Annotated in this window: 18 protein-coding genes; 11 read left to right on the top strand and 7 right to left on the bottom strand. The window is 59.2% G+C overall.

Annotation, left to right across the window (positions count from 1 at the left end):
- Positions 1-69: 69 nt before the first annotated feature.
- From C8D99_RS07055 to C8D99_RS15405, 6 genes are all read left to right on the top strand, one after another.
- Entirely contained in the window at positions 70-1836 is a 1767-nt protein-coding gene (locus C8D99_RS07055; protein ID WP_133957435.1) for a hypothetical protein, read from the top strand.
- Positions 1837-1985: 149 nt separating this feature from the next.
- Positions 1986-3056, top strand: a complete 1071-nt coding sequence (locus C8D99_RS07050) for a right-handed parallel beta-helix repeat-containing protein (RefSeq protein ID WP_166670062.1) — start codon at positions 1986-1988, stop codon at positions 3054-3056.
- 350 nt (positions 3057-3406) lie between these two features.
- Entirely contained in the window at positions 3407-3598 is a 192-nt protein-coding gene (locus C8D99_RS07045) for a lmo0937 family membrane protein (protein ID WP_243833857.1), read from the top strand.
- Between the two features lie 88 nt (positions 3599-3686).
- Positions 3687-3908, top strand: a complete 222-nt coding sequence (locus tag C8D99_RS07040; RefSeq protein ID WP_133957434.1) for a hypothetical protein — start codon at positions 3687-3689, stop codon at positions 3906-3908.
- A 98-nt stretch (positions 3909-4006) separates the two neighbouring features.
- Positions 4007-4297, top strand: a complete 291-nt coding sequence (locus C8D99_RS07035) for a sll1863 family stress response protein (RefSeq protein WP_133957433.1) — start codon at positions 4007-4009, stop codon at positions 4295-4297.
- Positions 4298-4449: 152 nt separating this feature from the next.
- Positions 4450-4902 carry a sll1863 family stress response protein gene (locus tag C8D99_RS15405; RefSeq protein WP_208321118.1) on the top strand — a complete coding sequence of 151 codons (453 nt, stop codon included), beginning with the start codon at positions 4450-4452 and terminating at the stop codon, positions 4900-4902.
- A 189-nt stretch (positions 4903-5091) separates the two neighbouring features.
- Here C8D99_RS15405 and C8D99_RS07025 read toward each other — a convergent pair whose 3' ends face one another.
- The 7 genes from C8D99_RS07025 to C8D99_RS06995 all read right to left on the bottom strand — a co-directional run bounded on the left by C8D99_RS07025 (position 5092) and on the right by C8D99_RS06995 (position 11368).
- Positions 5092-6243 (bottom strand): ABC transporter substrate-binding protein, encoded by a 1152-nt coding sequence (locus tag C8D99_RS07025; RefSeq protein WP_133957431.1) that lies wholly within the window; start codon positions 6241-6243, stop codon positions 5092-5094.
- A gap of 79 nt (positions 6244-6322) precedes the next feature.
- Positions 6323-7033, bottom strand: a complete 711-nt coding sequence (locus C8D99_RS07020; protein WP_133957430.1) for an ABC transporter ATP-binding protein — start codon at positions 7031-7033, stop codon at positions 6323-6325.
- Positions 7023-7790 carry an ABC transporter ATP-binding protein gene (locus C8D99_RS07015; RefSeq protein WP_133957429.1) on the bottom strand — a complete coding sequence of 256 codons (768 nt, stop codon included), beginning with the start codon at positions 7788-7790 and terminating at the stop codon, positions 7023-7025. Before C8D99_RS07015 ends, C8D99_RS07020 begins: the two co-directional genes overlap by 11 nt.
- On the bottom strand, positions 7783-8667 hold the full coding sequence (locus tag C8D99_RS07010) for a branched-chain amino acid ABC transporter permease (RefSeq protein ID WP_133957428.1): 885 nt from the start codon (positions 8665-8667) through the stop codon (positions 7783-7785). The genes C8D99_RS07015 and C8D99_RS07010 overlap by 8 nt, the downstream gene beginning before the upstream one ends.
- A 13-nt stretch (positions 8668-8680) precedes the next feature.
- Positions 8681-9544 (bottom strand): branched-chain amino acid ABC transporter permease, encoded by an 864-nt coding sequence (locus tag C8D99_RS07005; protein WP_133957427.1) that lies wholly within the window; start codon positions 9542-9544, stop codon positions 8681-8683.
- A gap of 144 nt (positions 9545-9688) precedes the next feature.
- Positions 9689-10330: a pyroglutamyl-peptidase I gene (gene pcp, locus C8D99_RS07000; protein WP_133957426.1), complete on the bottom strand. Its 642-nt coding sequence runs from the start codon at positions 10328-10330 to the stop codon at positions 9689-9691.
- Between the two features lie 36 nt (positions 10331-10366).
- Positions 10367-11368 carry a DHH family phosphoesterase gene (locus tag C8D99_RS06995; protein ID WP_133957425.1) on the bottom strand — a complete coding sequence of 334 codons (1002 nt, stop codon included), beginning with the start codon at positions 11366-11368 and terminating at the stop codon, positions 10367-10369.
- Positions 11369-11812: 444 nt separating this feature from the next.
- Between C8D99_RS06995 and dnaA the strand changes: the two genes are divergently transcribed.
- From dnaA to C8D99_RS06970, 5 genes are all read left to right on the top strand, one after another.
- The gene (dnaA, locus tag C8D99_RS06990) at positions 11813-13141 is read left to right on the top strand and encodes a chromosomal replication initiator protein DnaA (protein ID WP_166670072.1); all 1329 of its coding nucleotides are present in this window, start codon (positions 11813-11815) and stop codon (positions 13139-13141) included.
- Positions 13142-13366: 225 nt separating this feature from the next.
- Positions 13367-14551, top strand: coding sequence for a DNA polymerase III subunit beta (gene dnaN / locus C8D99_RS06985; protein WP_133957423.1), 1185 nt, complete (start codon positions 13367-13369; stop codon positions 14549-14551).
- Positions 14552-14554: 3 nt separating this feature from the next.
- Positions 14555-15610, top strand: a complete 1056-nt coding sequence (gene recF, locus C8D99_RS06980) for a DNA replication/repair protein RecF (RefSeq protein ID WP_133957422.1) — start codon at positions 14555-14557, stop codon at positions 15608-15610.
- 35 nt (positions 15611-15645) lie between these two features.
- Positions 15646-17553, top strand: a complete 1908-nt coding sequence (gene mnmG / locus C8D99_RS06975; RefSeq protein WP_133957421.1) for a tRNA uridine-5-carboxymethylaminomethyl(34) synthesis enzyme MnmG — start codon at positions 15646-15648, stop codon at positions 17551-17553.
- Positions 17531-18016, top strand: coding sequence for a DciA family protein (locus C8D99_RS06970; protein WP_133957420.1), 486 nt, complete (start codon positions 17531-17533; stop codon positions 18014-18016). Before mnmG ends, C8D99_RS06970 begins: the two co-directional genes overlap by 23 nt.
- Positions 18017-18021 lie beyond the last annotated feature (5 nt).

The following is an 18021-nucleotide window of genomic DNA, read 5'->3' as shown; positions in this document are numbered from 1 at the left end:
GCGGCATAGCCATATTCTCAGCAAATACCTGAAACAACAGCAACAAAGAGAAAAAAGGAGCTGGAAGAATTGAGAAAAAAATATATTCACATCATGGTGGGTTCGGTTCTATTCCTTCTGCTGACGGCGTCGTTCGGATGGGCCGCCATGGGAGAGGTGCAGAACTTTACATTTCACGGGATAGGACCGGAAGATGTCCTCGGTTCGGGTGAAAATGCCACCCCCGACGGCAACCCGGATGCATCGTTTTCCCTCAATCTGTCGGGAATCGGAGGTGCTCTCTCCGGCATCTCTCTGCAGTATGAGGATGGTCGGTCATCCTGGGACACCGTCGCAGGCAACGGCATCCCCGGAATAAAGGTAACGGAAAGCGGAGGTAAAGTGATAGCGGAGAGCAGCGGAGGAATGTCCCTGACGCCGTTCCTTATGGGAATGGGAATTACGCTCATTGTCCCTGACGACGGATCGATCGCCAGGGGCGGGAAATTCACCGTCACGGCGAGATTTGTGGACGGTTCCGAAAGCCATTCCACAATTTCGGTTCCCGGCACCGCAAAAGCAGTTTCACCGGCAGCCGGCGATGTTGAAATTGTGTACGCCCGAATGACGGGAAAAGGAACGAGAGATCTCACGGGGCGCAACAAGCGGCTTCGCGGCGACGGCACCGCGGATTACGGCATGCAGGTTGTCCTCCAGGGGGCGGGAACCCTCACGGGAGTGACCGTACGAAGTATCGAAGGGGAATCGGCACAATGGGACACCTTTACGAACAGCAATTCATGGCTTGTGGCTGTCATGCAGTCCGATAAAGTGCTGAACAAGCCCGACGGGAGCATAAATATACAGCTTCGAGGAAAATCCGCTCTCGATCTGCTGGTAACGGACAACGGCGCCATTGCGAACGGGAAGTCCCGTTTTGAAGTCAGTTTCACATTCTCGGATGGAGCCGTTGCTGCACGAGTTGTGGAAACCGAAGGGGCGAGTGCTTCGGAAGGGACGTTTTCCGGATCGGCGGTTCTCAGCGGCTCCGGTACGCGTGATCTGGTAGGTAATAACGAACACAGGAGAGGCAACGGCACGAACGACTGGAAGGTGGATCTCAAGGTGAGCACCCCGGGTACTCTGAAGGGGATGAAAATCGAAAACGCCTCCGGTTCCGCCGGACACTGGGACACGATCCCCGGAAACGGGCGCTGGCTCATCGGGGTTACGGAACCGAACGGCACCATCCTGAACCGGTCCGACGGATCAGTCCTGATCTCCATTTCCAGGGAAACCGAACTCGTCCTCTGGATAGAGGACAACGGTTCTCTCGGCGACCGCGACGTCGTGTCGCACATAACGCTGATGTATGACGACGGAAGGACGCTTTCACGGGAGATCGTCCGCCGGGTCGGGTCGGATCGTCCGGCCCGGGGAGAGAGGCAGGACGGCAGGAGAGAGGTGCGCTTCTCCGGTCCCAGACGGGCCTCCAGCAGCGATTACGTCGGCGCTCGCGAGCGCATCGGACCGGACGGCAGCTTTGACTGGCTCTTCGAGTTTCAGATCACGGGAAAGGGACAAGTGAAAGCGATTATGGTTGAATGCATCGGCACGGCCTCCGGCGTCTGGGACACCGTTCCCGGAAACGGCAACTGGGCTCTTGGCGTGGTTCTTCCCGGAAAAGGGGGGAAGGGACTGTTGAACAACTACGACGGATCCGTATCTTTCGAGGTTCCTCCCAACCACAACCTCCAGCTGTTCATGGAGGATAACGGCAGCCTCCGCCAGGGCGCGTCGAACTTCAGAATCTCCGTGACATGGAGCGACGGCACCGTGACTACAGCGACAAGCTGACGGTGAAAAAGCGGGGATGGAGAGCAAATGCTCTTCATTCCCGCTTTGAAAAACGGGAAAGGATCCCGGCGTTATCCGGTCAACAGGATATCGCGCCCGGGAAGACGGGGTTTTTCAGAGGTTCCCGAAAAAAGAAGGAGGAGTGTGGCATGAAACGATATGCCAAAAGAACGCTTTTGCTTTTCGCGGCGACTCTCGCACTGTTTGTTTTAACTCTCGTAGGGGGTGTCCATGCGGCGAACAGGGTGGTTCCCGACACCTACTCCACGATCCAGGGAGCCGTTAATGCGGCTGGTCAGGGTGACGTGATCCAGGTGAGAACAGGGACCTACAATGAAAGTATCTATATTTCCACTGATAACCTCACGCTCGTCTCGATCGACGGACCGGGAAAAGCCGTACTTCGGGGATCGTCGATAACTGCCTTTTCCGGTCTGAAACCCGAGGCGATTCCCGACGGTGGAGCGACCATATTCATCGGCCCCAGCCTCGGAGTTACCATCGACGGATTTTCCATCACTCCCGGATCCGTCCTGAACGCATCGGGCATCGTCCACACGGGCGGCAATCCTGCAAACGCGGTCACGATCAAGAACAATTCCCTCGATGGCTTCACCTCCTACGGTTTCCACGGTGTCTGGGGCATTGAAGGCGTAGGGTACATGACGGACAACACATTTTCCTTCACCGGCAATACCGTGAAGAATTCCGCGACCGGGGTATTTCTTGAAAGATTGTCTCAATGCACGATCCGGATCGACGGCAACACCTTCGAAGGATCGGGCACGGGAATAGATATCGGCGTGTTCCTCTCGTCAACGGTCTCCATTAACGACAACATCGTCAGGGACGGGGAATACGGCATCTACGTGGCGAACGATACAACATCCTCGGTTACTGCCGAAGGGAACAGCATCGTCGGAAACACGCAGTACGGTATGTACTGCGATACGAAAACGATCGATTCAAGAGGAAACTGGTGGGGCCACTCCAGCGGACCCAGGGACCAGAAAACGCTTCCCGGGACACCGAACTACAACAACCCCAACGGTACCGGCAACAGGGTCTCGTCCTATGTAGACTATAATCCATGGCTGACGAGCGACCCTGCTACCCCGGCTCCTCCCTCGGGCGGCGGAGGGGGATGCACCGCGGGAATCCCGACGCCCGCCATGCTTTTCCTTCTTATTCCCATGGGGTTCCTGCTGCTGAAAAAGTAACGGAATGAGCACCTCGAACGCGGAAGAAAAAGGCTCTCCTGTCTTCAGGGGAGCCTTTCACTCAAGAGCCCGCGCCACCGTCCTGCGAGTGAATTCCGGCTGTTTCCGTCCCCGGAATTGACGGACCCATAAAAAGGGCCGACAATGAAATGAATCTCCATAAAGATACCCCCTTCAAAATCCCTCCCCAAAGGACTTTCGCCGCAACAGTAAAAATATAATGTCAATTATTTATTTAAACACAACTGACTTATTATTCTTGACTTTATTTTCTAAATAGTGTATAATTATTTTCTTAGAAGCGAACGTACTGAACCGACAAATGCTATCGAAGGAAGTCGCATTAACCCGTGAACGTATCGTACGCTTTCGATGGAAAGGGGAGAAAAGACATGCTTGAAACAGTTGTTGTTGTACTGATTGTACTCTGGATTCTGGGTATGGTCTCATCCACCACCATGGGGGGACTGATACATGCCCTCCTTGTCATAGCAGCCGTGGTAATTGTGATTCGCGTGATTCAAGGCAGAAGGGTTATATAGCGGCTCGTTCGCTTCCGCACGAACGATGATGCTGTCGTTCCGGCGTTCAAAGCGTAATCGAAGGTTTTCTCCTGAAGGAGGAAGTGAAATGGGTATAATGAAAACTTTGGCAATACTGTTGATCGTGGCCGGCGTGCTGGGATTGGCCTACGGAGGTTTCACCTATACGCAGGCAACCCATGAGGCCCAGTTGGGACCGATCGGAGTATCTGTGGACGAGAATCGCAGTGTCTCCATCCCGGTGTGGATCAGCATGACGTCGATCGCTGTCGGCGGCGTGGCTCTGTTCTTCGGAGGGAAATTTCTCTAACCCCCGCATGTTGAGTACCCTCCAAGATGATGTCTTTGGGGCGGATGGAGAGGTGCGTTTTTTGAAAAAGAGGGCATCGAAAAAGGGAGATGATTGGTGTGAGTACAAGGGAAGCCTATAAAAATAAGATCGAGGCGGAACTGGAACTGGCCCAGGCTCAATTGGATCAACTGAAGGCTCAGGCAAAGATTTCTTCGGCTGATGCGGCTATCGAATTCACCAAAGAGATTCAGGATCTTGAAAAGAACGTGAGCAACACGAAGACCAGGATAAAGGAACTGTCAGCGGCTGACGATACCGCCTGGACAGATTTCAAAGAGGGTGCGGACCACGCCTGGAGCGCTTTGAAGACTTCCGTCAGCAATGCCGCCGCCAGGTTTCATAAGTAAGTAAAAGGAAAATCTCAGAAGATACGTTATAAGGAAACCTCGGCCGGCGCCTCCTCGGGGGGCTTGCCGAGGTTTTTTTTCGGACCTCTCCTGTCCCATAGGTCCGGGTTACAGAAAAAAGGCTGGATATGATTTCGTGCTGTTTTCCGGCGGTGTCGAACACTATTCCGGCCCAGGAGAGTGCCTCCGTTTTTGGAGACAGGAAAACGATCACAATATCCCGGTACATCGGATGCCCGGTCAGGGTGGCTCGGTTTCAGGCGTATCGGGAAAATCTGGAAAGGACTTGGGAAGCGATAAGAGGAGATGGCGCAATGTATGCAATTACAAAGGCAGCCTACAGACGTAAAATACAGGCTCAATTGGGTTTTGCTCACGCACTGTTAAAATTAAAGGAATTGAAGGAGAAGAACGCACATTCGGCTGCCGGGAGTCCCAAGGAAATACGTGATCTTGAAAAGAAAATAGGAGAGACGAGAGAGCGACTGAATGAGCTTTTCGAAGCTGGAGACGAGGCCTGGGAGAATATCGACGACGCGTCCGAGGAATTATGGAGCGAGCTGAAGACTGCCGTGAACAATGCTGTCCTCACAACCGGGAAATAAATGGAAACCCCGATAATCACCCCTGCGGGTCCCTTGCCGGGGTTTTTCCAACAAAGGAATCCCTGGAGCGCCGCGTAAAATGAAGGCGGGCGGCGAATCCTGTCCTTTGAAAAACGGATTCCCTAAAAAAAGCGCCCCCCAGGGGGGGACGCTTTTTTTATAATCGCTTCCGCCGCAGAACCGTTCAGGTCAGGGCTTGATGAGCTCGGGGTCGGTGACCACGCCGAAGTGCCGGAAGAGCCCTTCCTTTACCACCTGCACCTGGACGGGCTTGACGACTTCACCAATCTCGTCGAAGCCGCCGATGATGCCGGTGAGACCGTTATAGTCCTTCACGGCGGCGATGGCGTCCCGGACCTTTTTGCCGTCGGTGCTCCCTGCCGTCTTCATTCCGTCCATGATGATCATGAAGGCATCGTAGGCGGAGGCACCCACCATGTCGGGCTCGAACTTGTGGCGGTTCCGGAATTCCGCGAGGAAGCCCTGCACCACGGGACGGGGGTCGTCCCGGTCGAAGTTGGTGACGATATAGAACCCTTCAGCGGCGTCGCCGGCGATCTCCATGAGCTTCGGGGAGTCGGCGCCCTCCTCGCCGAGGATCTTGGACTGGATGCCCAGCTCCCTGGCCTGGCGGAGAAGCGGGCCGGTCTGGAAGTAGTATCCGCTGGCGAAGATCACGTCGGGGTTGAGTTCCTTGATTTTCGAGAGATAGGGCTTGTAGTCCTTCTCGGAGAAGGGGTAGGCCTGCTCGCTGACGATCTTGAGGTCGGGGGCGAACTTGGAGGCGTACTCCTTGAAGCCCTCCACGAGGGTCCGGCCGAAGTCGTTGTCGCTGGTCAGAAGGGCAACGGTCTTTCCGCCGAGGAGCTTGTGGGCGGTGTATCCCGCCGCCTTTCCCTCCACCATGCCCAGGAAGCCGTTCCGGAAGCAAAAATCTCCGGCCCGGGTCACGTCGGGGTGAATGGCGTAGGCCGCCACGAGGGGAATTTCCTCCTCCTGGAAGATGGGGGCCACGGCCCGGGTGGGAAGGCTGTACGACCCAGCCACGAAGGCTGCTATCTTATCCTGCTCGATGAGCTTGTGGGCCAGGGCGACCGCTTCCTTGGCGTCGGCCCTGTCGTCGTAGTACACCAGTTCCACCTGTTTGCCCAGGACGCCTCCCGCCGCGTTGACCTGGTCGAGGGCGATCTGGACCGAATAGAGGGCGCTCGTGCCGTCGGCCGCCGCCGGGCCGGTCAGGGGAACGAGCAGGCCGATCTTCACCGTATCCGCGGCGAAGCCCGCGGACGAGACAAGAAGCACCGCGCACAGAGCCAGTACTGCCGTTTTCAGAATACGCATTTTCCCACCTCCGAAAATTTGAGAGTTGCCGTTCTATTCTCCCGGGACAGGCCATCCTGTCCCGTACAGCCGTTTTTCACTACAGGCCGAGGTAGGCCTCCCGGACCCTGGGATCCTCGAGAAGCCGGCCGGAAGGTCCTTCGAGGACGATCCTGCCCGTCTCGAGGACGTAGGACCTCGAGGAAATGCCCAGGGAGGCCAGGGCGTTCTGCTCCACCAGCAGGATGGTGAGGCCGTGGTCCCGGTTGAGCATGGAGAGCACCTCGAAAACCTTGTCCACCAGCATGGGCATGAGCCCCATGGAGACCTCGTCCACCAGCAGGAGTTTCGGGTCCGCGATGAGTGCCCTGGAGATGGCCAGCATCTGTTGTTCCCCTCCCGAAAGGGTTGAGGCGAGCTGGGATTTCCGCTCCTCCAGGACGGGGAAGAGGGAGTAGAGCCAGGACAGCTTGCCGGCGAGGTCGATGGTGTTTCTCATTCCGAAGCACCCTGTGAGGAGGTTTTCATACACGGACAGCCTGGGAAAGACCCTTGCCCGTTCCGGAACAATGCGGATGCCGCTCCGGGCCCGCCCGTGGACCGGCATGGAGGAAATATCCTTCCCCGCGAAGGTCACCGAGCCGCCCTTCGCGGGAACGACCCCCATGAGGCAGTTCAGCAGGGAGCTTTTCCCGGCGCCGTTGGCGCCTATGACTGAAACGAGCTCTCCCTCCGCCACGGACAGGGAGATACCGTCCAGGGCGTGGATGTCCCCGTAGAAGACCTGGAGATCCCGCAGTTCAAGAAGCATGGGAGGATGCCCCCTTCCCGAGGTAGGCTTCCACGACCCGGGGATCGGACCGGATGTCTTCCGGTTTTCCCTCGGCGAGAAGCCTGCCGTGGTCGAGGACCACGAGGCGGTCCGAGAGCCCCATGGCCACTTTCATGTTGTGTTCGATGAGGAGGACGGAAATACCCCTGGCCCGCACCCCGAGCACCAGCTTCGAGAGCATGGCCGCTTCCTCGTGGCGGAGGCCGGAAAAGGTCTCGTCCAGCAGCAGGAGCTTCGGCTTCAGGGCCAGGGCCCGGGCGAGCTCGAGGCGCCTCTGGTTTCCCAGGGGAAGCTGCCCGGAAGGCGTTCCGGCGAGATGGGCGATGCCCACCTCCTCCAGGATCTCCAGGGCTTCGTTCCTGGAGGCCTTTGTGTCCCAGGGGCCCAGGGAGGAGAGGACGCTCCCGTAGCGGGTCAGGCCGAGGGCCACCTGCACGTTGTTCAGCACGGAAAGGGTGGAGAAGGGCTTCACCACCTGGAAGGTCCGCCCCACTCCCATGGCCGCCATGCGGTAGGGAGGAAAGCCGGCGGTGGAGATTCCCTCAAGCACGATGTCCCCCTTCGTGGGGGCGTAGACGCCGGAGATGAGGTTGAAGCAGGTGGTCTTTCCCGCGCCGTTGGGGCCGATGAGGCCCAGGATCTCCCCCCGGGCGAGGGAGAAGGAGACGTCGTCCACGGCCTTCAGGCCGCCGAAATGGCGCGAAACGCCTTCGAGGCGGAGCAGGATGTCATTCATGAGCCGAATCCCTCCCCGGACGGAACAGCCGCCGCAGAAGGCTTCCCTCGCCGAGGAGCCCCGCGGGCTGGAACCGGATCATAAGCAGCAGGATGGCGGCGTTGAGCAGCATGCGGTAGTCGATCAGCGGACGGAAGACCTCGGGCAGGACGCCGAGGATCAGGGCGCCGAGCACCGGGCCCCAGAGGGTGCCGATCCCCCCCAGGACCACCATGGACATCATGGAGACCGAGAGGGTGAAGCCGAAGTCCGTGGCGCTGATGAACCGCATGAGGTGTGCGTACAGTGCACCGCCCAATCCCGCCATGGCCGTTCCGATGACAAAGGCCAGCAGCTTGAAGCGGATGGGGGAGACCCCCATGCTGGAGGCCGCCGTCTCCTCCTCCCGGAGGGCGAAGCAGGCAAGGCCCCCCCAGCTCCTGGTGAACCGCCGGGAGAGAAAGAGGACCACGGCCAGGAAGGCGAGGCATAGGTACAGGAAATTCGGTCCCCGGAGCCTCGTGCCGAGGAGGGTGATGCTCGGTATTCCCCCCAGCCCCAGGGCCCCCCCGAAGAAGGGGACGTACAGGAAGACCGATTCCACGATGAAGTTGATGCCGATGGTGGTCACCGCCAGGAAGTCCTCCCGGAGCCGGAGGCTCGGCATGCCGAGCACCAGCCCGATGGCGCCCGTGAGAAGGATCACCAGCGGGAGGGCCGTCCAGAACGTGAGGCCGGCCTTCGTGGTGAGGAGGGCGGAGGAGTAGGCCCCGATGCCGAAAAAGGCGGCGTGGCCGAGGGATATCTGCCCGGCGTACCCCACGATGACGTTGAGGCCGCAGGCCACGATGGCCTGGATGGCGATGAAGGTCAGGATGGTGATGGAATAGTCGTTCATGATCCTTCCCTCCCTACCTGTTGCCCAGGAGTCCCTGGGGACGCCAGAGGAGCACGGCGATCATGGCGATGAAGGCCAGGGAATCCCTCGGCAGGGGGATATTGGCGTACCCGATGAGCAGCGTCTCCCCCACCCCGAGAAGCAGAGAGGCGAGCACCGCGCCGGGCAGGGACCCGAGGCCCCCCACCACGATGAGGGCGAGGCACTTGTAGGCGGGGACGGCTCCCATGGTGGGGTAGACCTGGTTGAAGTAGATCCCCACGAGGATTCCTGCCACCGCGGCCACCGCCGATCCGAGGACGAAGGTCATGCTGATGGTGTAGGAGCTGTTGATGCCCATGGCGCCGGCGATCTCCCGGTCCTGGGACGTGGCCCGCATGGCGAGGCCGAGCTCCGTCTTCGTCACGATGAACCAGAGGAGCAGCAGCACCGCCGCGCTGACGGCGTAGATGGAAATGATGGCCGGGGAGATGACCACCCCCCGGACGGTGATCCCCGGAAAGGGGAACTCGGCGGGGAAGGAGAGGATGTACGGGCCGCCCACGAGGCGAAAGATCTCCTCCAGGCCGAGAAAGACGGCGATGCTCCCGATGAGGGGCACGAAGGGCGGGTATTTCAGCAGGGGAGTGTAGACCAGCCGCTCGATGGCAGTTCCCAGAAGGGCGCAGGCCGCCATGGCCGCGGGCACTGCCGGTAGCAGGCTGCCGGTAATCGAAAAAACGTACAGTCCCACGTAGGCGCCCGCTGTGTACACCGCGGCGTGGGCCACGTGGAGAATGCGCATGACGCCGTACACCAGGGCGAGGCCGAGGGTGATGAGGGAATAGATCGCCCCCATGGCGACGCCGTTGAGCAACTGCTCAAAGAAGAGCTGCATGGCCGGTGAAAACCTCCCCGCAGGAATGGCATCGAAAAAACTATACATAACCGGTATTTGTCTGTGTCGGGTCCTTAGCCGGCGCCGTTATTCTAGCACTTTCGCCGCCCAGAAAAAACGGGAAGGCCGAAAGATTCCTCCTCCTCAGTGTTCCCTTCCGCCGGAGACCTTCACGTCCTCGCCTGTGGTCGCCATGGCCTCCACGGCGGCTTCCAGGGCCGCGGCGATGGTGACCGCGGACATGGACGGGACGCTGTCCTTTCCCGCAGCCTGTTCCGGAAGATAGGGAACATGGATGAAGCCCGCCTTCACCGGGAGACCCTTCTTCGCTGCGGCGTTCAGCACGCCGTAGAGCACGTGGTTGCACACAAAGGTCCCCGCGGTGTTGGACACCTTCGCTGGAATGCCCCGGGAACGGATCCGCTCCGTCATGGCCTTTACCGGAAGGGTGGCGAAATATGCCGCCGGGCCGTCGGGGTCGATGGGCACGTCGACGGGCCGGTTGCCCTCGTTGTCCGGGATCCGGGCGTCGTCCACGTTGATGCCCACCCGTTCCACGGTGATCTCGAAGCGCCCTCCGGCCTGGCCGACCATGAGGATCCTGTCCGCGCACATTTCCTCTGCCCTCTTCACTACCGCCTCGATGGACTTGTGGAACACCGTGGGAATCTCCAGGATGTCCACGTCCGCCCCGGCAGTTGTCCTGGGCAGGAGCTTCACCGCCTCGAAGGCGGGATTGACCGGCTCGCCCCCGAAGGGGTCGAAGCCCGTAACAAGCACTTTCATGATGGAATCCTCCTTCAGGCCGCAGCCCGTTTCTCTTCAGCCGCCTGATTCGTTCTGGCCGCCGGTCTTGAAAAGGTCTCCCAGGGTGACTCCCGTGGGGCGCTCCTGGTCCCGGATGGTCCGCATGGCCGCCTGGAGGGTGGTCCAGATCTGGTCCGGGCTATAGGAGGGCGGAAAATAGAGGGCCGCCGAATCGTCGTGCCCCCCACCCCGCACCTTTTTTCCGTCCCGGAGCATGCCGACCACCTTGCCCGCCATCTCGCTCCGGCTGCGGAGGGAGACGGCCCATTCGCCGGAAAACCGCTTCGCCGCCACGGCCACCAGAAGAGGCGGTTCCGCCATCCGGTCCAGCACGAGGCCGCCGAAATCGGACACGTCGCCGAACTCCAGAACTCCCGGCTCGACGAAGGCCAGGTCACCCGAGCCCTTCCCCATTTTTTCCACAGCGAGGGCGAACCGTTTTTCCTGCTTTTCCACGAAATCCTCCCCCGTGGCCCGCTCGTGGGGAGCGAGAGAGGGGTCCGGGTTTTCCGCCAGCCTTGCCAGGAGGCTGTAGGGGCCGCAGAGGGTGATGAGGGCCTGCCAGAGGCGGCTGTCGGGATTTTCGTTGATCCAGAGATCCCTGTCGTTGGCAAGCTCCACCAGGGGAGAGAGCCGCTCCATTCCCGGGTCTCCCCTTCCGACAAGCCAGCGGTAATAGACCTTCGCCGCGCAGAAGGCCGTATCCACCACCGCCCAGGGACGGCCCCCGTACCGGGCCGCCGTGGTTTCGTGGTGGTCGAAGACGAAGGGGTCTTCCCCCTCGGAATAATGCCTGTCGAGAGCATCCACGGTCCGGCTGTCCTGGCAGAAGAGATCCGCCACGAGGAATTCCTGCCCTGCGGCGATGCTTTCCAGGATCAGGCCGTCCACTGACCCGTACCCGGCCAGGGAGACCTTCAGGGGACGCTCCCGCCGCCACCGGTGCCATGCAACCGCCGCCGCAGCGATGCCGTCGAGGTCCGTGTGACTTATTACATGAAGAAGGGAAGAACTCATATCTCTTTCTCCTCCGAAATAACCAAAGTGAGTTTCTTATCCGAAGACCGAGTTCATTTTCCATCATGAAGCGAAAGTTGTCCACAGGCGGTTTTCTCCGCCTGCGGGGAGGGAGGAAAAATGAACTTGTGCACAACTGTGGGCAAGTTGTGGATAACCCGCAAGACCTGTTCCCGTAAGCGGCTCAAAATTTGTGTGACGGACGGAGAATTTTGTAACAACTTTGTTCCAGCGGACAGCATCCGTATTTTTACCTATCCACAAAAATAAACCCCGATTGTGGATATGTGGACAAGTATTGTGGACAACATATTCTCCATCCTCCTTTCATCCACAGAACCGGAAAGGAAAAAACTCTTCTTTTCCTGCGGATGCCTTCTTCCCGAGTTATCCACATTCCGCTCCTTGTGATAATATGGTGCCATTCTCAGCATGAGGTGAAGCATTGTGGAAAAAGATCTCAACCGGCTGTGGGAAGAAATTCTGGCGGAAGCGTCCCAGTCCCTTCCCGCGGGAACCGCTGACCTTTGGCTAAAAACCTGTATCCCCACCGACCTTGTGGAGGGATCCCTCGTTCTCGACGTTCCCAACGTTTTCGTGAAAGAGCAGATTTCCTCCCGGTTTCTGAAGGACCTGGTCCGCATCTGCAGGGAGACGGGCAAAAGCGACGACATCGAGCTCCGGGTGGGGTCGGAAACGAAAAAGGACGAGCAGAAGCGGGCCCAGAAGGCTGCCTCGGGCGGCTCAGCCGAATCACGGGGAGGGCTCAATCAGGGCTATCTTTTCAACTCCTTCGTGGTGGGAAAGTCCAACAGGCTGGCCCACGCGGCAAGTCTCGCCGTGGCGGAAACCCCGGGGGAAGCCTACAACCCCCTCTTCATCTGGGGAGGCGTCGGCCTGGGAAAGACCCATCTCATGCACGCTATCGGCCATTACGTCCTCGACAGGAACCCGAACCACAAGGTGACCTACGTGAGCTCGGAAAAGTTCATCAACGAGTTCATTCAGTCCATCAAGAACAACAAGACCCAGGAGTTCAAGTCCAAGTACAGGAGCGTGGACATCCTCCTCATCGACGACATCCAGTTCCTGGGAAACAAGGGGAGCAGCCAGGAGGAATTTTTCCACACCTTCAACCAGCTCCACACCTCCAAAAAGCAGATCGTCATCTGTTCCGACAGACCCCCGAAGGATATCCAGAGCATCGAGGACCGGCTCGTGAGCCGCTTCGAGTGGGGGCTTGTCACGGACATCCAGTCCCCGGACCTGGAGACCAGGATAGCCATCCTGCAGAAAAAAGCCCAGCTCCGGCGGTATGACATCCCCGACGAGGTGATCAACTTTCTCGCCGTCAATATCCCGAGCAACATCCGGGAGCTGGAGGGCGCCCTCAACAGGGTGGTGGCGTGCGCCGAGCTTTCCAGCGAGCCCATCACGGAGGAAAACACGGGAGAGTGGCTCAAGGACGTGATCCGCAAGGATATCCGCGGGCCTGTGAGCGTGGATGCCATCCAGCACGCGACGGCCGAATTTTTCAGCATGAGCGTGGACGATCTCCTGAGCGCCAAGAGAACATCCGACCTGGCCCTCGCCAGGCAGATCGCCATGTTCCTCTGCCGCAAGCTCACCGAGGTCAGCCTGCAGCAGATCGGCCTTTCCTTCAGGAAAAAGGATCACACCACCGTACTCCACGCGCACAGGAAGATCAGCCAGATGGTGAAGGAACAGCCCCGGATCCGGCAGATTGTGGATACTATCGAGGGGAAACTGTGAATGAACCTTCCTGTGTGTGGATAACCTGACCGGTATGGAACGGTTTTAATTTTTCCTGTGGATACTGTGAATAACTTTGCCGTCCGGATGGAATCTTATCCACAGGAGGAAATCCCGTCATCCGGCCCGGCCGTCAGGTTATCCACAGTATTCACACCACCTATTATCATTACTGTCACTAAAACCAAAAAACAATAAAAGATGTACTTCGGGGAGGGAAACATTGTGAGACTTCAGATCAACAAGGGAGAGTTCATGAAAAACTGGCAGATTGCCGAAAGGAGCACCAGCTCGAAAAGCACCATCAGCTCTCTTACGGGCATACTGCTGAAAGCCTCCGGCGAGGACGACGAAAACACAGTCCGTCTCGAGGCCACCGACCTGAAAACATCTGTAAAATGCATCTCCAGGGGAATCCTGGTGGAAGAAGAGGGAGAAGCGGTCCTGCCGGTCAAGGTGGTGGGGGAACTCTTCAAAAAAGCGCCCACAAGCGTCTTCACCGTCTCCGTCACCGACGGGAAGGGGCTGATCATCGCGGGAAGGAACCGGTACAAGTTCACCACTTACCCTTCCAGGGAATTTCCCACTCTTCCCATATCGGAAAGCGCTCCTTTTTTCTGTTCCATAAGCGCCTCGGAGCTGCTCCGGACCATTTCGGAAGGAACAGTGGCCAGCACCGTCGGCGAGGAATTTCCCAAGTATCTCGGCACAGCATTCTTCCAGATGAAGGACGGGGAGCTCCGGGTCATTTCTACGGACGGACGGCGGCTCTCCCTGTCCAAATGCTATCCGGCGGAAAAAGGAGAAGACGGTGATTTTCTCCTGCCGATCACCGGCCTGAAGGAGCTTCAGCGTCTGCTTTCCTCCATGGACGGTGAAACTCACGTACGGGTTCTCGCCGATACCACCCTGGTGTTCTTCCAGATGGGCAGCCTGGAATTTTCCGTCCGGAGGGTGGAGGCGGCATTCCCCAACTACGAAAAGATTCTGAACCCTCAGAGCACCACAAGCCTGGACATAGACAGAAACGTCCTTGCGGCCGCCCTTGAGCGGGTGGATGTTATCGTCAGGGAATTCAGCCGCATGGTACTTTTCCGCCTCTCACCCCAGGGAGATCTCGTCCTCACGGGTAAAGCTCCTGAAACGGGAGCGGTGGAAGAAATTCTTGACGGAAAGATCGAAGGCGAGCCCCTGACGGTGGCCTTCAACGTGGGTTTTCTCCTCGACGGTCTGAAAGCCCTCTACGGCGACCGGGCCTTCATCAGCTTCAACGGCCCCGAGGGACAGATGACCATGCTCCGGCCGGACCAGAAGGACTTTCTGTACATGGTTATGCCCATCAAGCTGACGGAAAGCGACCTCTCCTTCGAGGAAGACGCCGGGGAAGAGGAGGATTTTCCCACAGAATAGGGCATGTGGTGTTCCGAGTATCTCGTCCGGAATTTCCGCAATCTTTCTCCGGTCCGGATTTCCTGGGATCCCGGCCTGAACCTGGTCACGGGAAAAAACGGGGCGGGTAAAACCAACTGCCTTGAAGGACTCCATCTGCTGACGGGATGGGGTCCTTTCGGCGAAAGAAAAGACCTTCCCTCATGGCGGAATGAAGGAGACAGGGCGTATATCACCGGTACCTTCTGCGGCGAGGAAGACCTGTTTCTCGCCATGGCCGTCGGCGGTTCCACCGTGGTGAAGTGCGACGGAAAGCGGGTTTCTTTTCCCGAGGTCAGGGCGAGGGTGCCCGCTCTGGCCTTCCTTCCCGGGGATATGGCTCTGCTGGACGGATCTCCTACTATTCGTCGGAATTTTCTGGATAAATTATGTGCCCTCCTCTTCCCCCTGTACGCCAGGAGAATCAGCGATTTCCGGAGGGTGGTCCGTCACAGGACCCTTCTCCTCAGGGCGGGAAAAAGAACGGAGTCCGTATCCAGGGCCATGGCTCCCCTGGCGGCATGGATATGGTCGTGCAGGGACGAGGCGGCGGGGCTTCTTTCCCTCGGGCTGGCCCATTTTCCTGACCTTTCCCCCGCTCCCCTGGAGCTTGCCCATGTCCGGGGAGGGGGTTCGGGAACGGAAAATCCCCTCGATGACTGGTGGAAGTCCCTGGAAACCTGGAGCGAGAGGGAAAGGAGAAGCTGCCTTTCCCTGGTGGGGCCTCACCGGGACGACCTTATGGTCCGGACGGGCGGACGGGAAGCGGCGGCTTTTTTCAGCAGGGGCCAGATACGGAGGGCCTCCGTCGCCCTTATGCTCGCGGCGGGCAAGGCCGTGGAGGCACGGCTGAGACGGAAGCCCCTGATCCTTCTCGATGAAATAGCCTCCGAGCTTGACCGGGAGGGACGGAAGATCACCATGGCCTCCCTGGCGGGAACGGGATGGCAGGTAGTGGCCGCTGCGGCGGAGATGACGGCAGACGAGTGGCCGGGCAGCATGTGGAAAGTGGAGGAGGGAGCCGTGCTCCCCTGCCGCTGAGAAAAGAAATGGGATCCTGAAAGGAAGAGAACGGAATGGCAGCAGTGTGCGATAAAAAATATGATGTCATCGTGGTGGGAGGAGGCCATGCCGGGTGCGAGGCGGCTCTTGCCGCGGCACGGATGGGAGCGGCGGTGCTCCAGCTCAACCTCTACCTGGACAACACGGCCCTCATGCCATGCAATCCCTCCATAGGGGGGCCGGCAAAGGGGCACCTCGTCAGGGAAGGAAGCGCCCTCGGAGGAGAGCAGGCAGAGGCCGCCGACAGCTCCGCCATGCTGGTCCGTTGGCTGAACACGTCCAAGGGACCTGCCGTCCGGGCTCTCCGGGCCCAGTGCGACCTCCGGGATTATGCTGCCCATTACACCCTCGCCGTGGAGACCCAGAAGAACCTGGACATCCACCAGGACGTGGTGACGGATCTCTGGACGGAAAAGGGCAGGATCAGGGGTGTCCGGACGAAGTACGGTCTTGTCTACGAGGGAAAAACGGTAGTGCTCGCCACGGGAACCTATCTCGGAGGCAAGGTCTACATCGGGGAGGACAGTTTTGCTTCCGGTCCTCTCGGGCAGGTTCCCGCGGAGGAACTCTCCCGGTCCATCCGGGAAGCGGGTCTTGAGACGGCGAGGACCCGTACCGATACCACTCCCCGGCTTCATATGGATACCCTGGACCTTTCTTCCCTTACCGCCCAGGGCAGCGCAGCGGAACCTCTGGCCTTCTCCCTCTGGGGGAAGGGAAAGATCCACGAGGGGTATTTCTGCCACCTTACGAGGAGCAATCCCCGGACCCACGGCATCATCAGGGAAAACCTCCACAGGTCTCCCCTCTACATGGGCTGGATGGAGGGATCGGGACCGCGGTACTGCCCTTCCATCGAGGACAAGGTCATCAAGTTTCCGGAGAAGGAAAGCCATCTCATCTTCCTGGAGCCTGTGTCCCGGGGAAACAGGGAGGTCTACGTGCAGAATTTCTCCACGAGCCTTCCCTACGATGTACAGCTTGCCATGGTCCATTCCCTTCCCGGGTGCGCCTCTGCCCACATCACCCGGCCCGGGTACGCCATAGAGTACGATTACGTCATCCCTACCCAGCTCCACCCCTATTTGGAGACAAAGAGGGTGGAAGGGCTTTTCTGCGCCGGGCAGATCAACGGCACGTCGGGGTACGAGGAGGCCGCCGCCCAGGGGCTCCTGGCGGGCATCAACGCCGCCCTGAAATCCAGGGGAGAGGAGCCGGTGGTTCTTTCCCGCTCCGAGGCCTATCTCGGGGTGCTTGTGGACGACCTGGTCACCAAGGGAACGAAGGAACCCTACCGGATGCTCACCAGCCGGTGCGAACACAGGCTGCTCCTGCGCCATGACAATGCCGACCGAAGGCTCTCTCCCATCGGGAGGAAGATCGGCCTCATCGGGGATGAACGGTGGAATGTCCTCCTTGCCAGGTGGAAGCGGATCGATACTGAAGCGGAAAGGCTCGAAAAAACGAAGGTTTCCCCTTCTGAGGGACTGAACGCCGCCCTGGCGGCCCTGGGATCGGCTCCCCTTTCGGAGACGGTGTCGGCGGCTGACCTGCTGCGCCGGCCGAGGGTTCCCTATTCCCTGGTGGAGCGGTTTTCTCCGTCGCCGGAACCTCCCCGGGGGGAGGAAGTGCAGGCCCTCGAGGTGGAAATCAAATACGAGGGGTATATCGAACGACAGCACCGGCAGGTGGCACGGCTCTCGAGGATGGAAGAAGTACGTCTTCCATCCGGTCTCGACTATTCCTCCATTTCCGGCCTCCTCGCCGAAAGCAGGCAGAAGCTGGAGGCCCTCCGTCCCCTCACCCTGGGGCAGGCGGGGCGCATTTCCGGCGTGACTCCCACGGACATTCACCTTCTGTCGGTGTACCTCAATTCTCTGTCGCGGAGGGAAGCGGACGATGAGGAATATCAGGCGCAGTAAAGGAGTTCCGGGACCTGTGGCCGCCCTCCTGGATTTGGTCATGCCCAGGGGAGCGGAGGAAAAGCTCGCCCTTCCCGGCCTGAGGGACAAATGGGCCTCCGCGGTGGGCCCCATGCTGGCGAAAAAAACCTGGCCGGACGACATTGAAAAAGGCGTTCTGCTCGTGAAGGCGGACAGCCCCTCTTCGGCGAAGGCCCTCTCCATGAGGGGGGCCTCCGTGGCCCGGGAGGCCTCGAAAATTTCGGGAGTGAAAGTGACCGCCGTGAAAGTGGTGGTGGGGAAGACCTCTCCCCCTCCCAGGGCCGGAAAGCGCGGGAAACCGGCACTGGTGAAGCCGAAAAAAGAGGATGTGGACAGGGCTTTCGAAGAAGTGAAGGAGAAGTTTTCTCCGGAGCGGGAGAACCTCGCCCGGAGGTTTGCTTCCCTCATGACCCTCTACCGCATGCGGTTTCCCGACAAGTAGGGAGC

It is taken from the genome of Aminivibrio pyruvatiphilus (assembly GCF_004366815.1).
Lineage (GTDB): Bacteria > Synergistota > Synergistia > Synergistales > Aminobacteriaceae > Aminivibrio > Aminivibrio pyruvatiphilus.
This window is presented reverse-complemented; position numbering and strand designations above follow the sequence as displayed.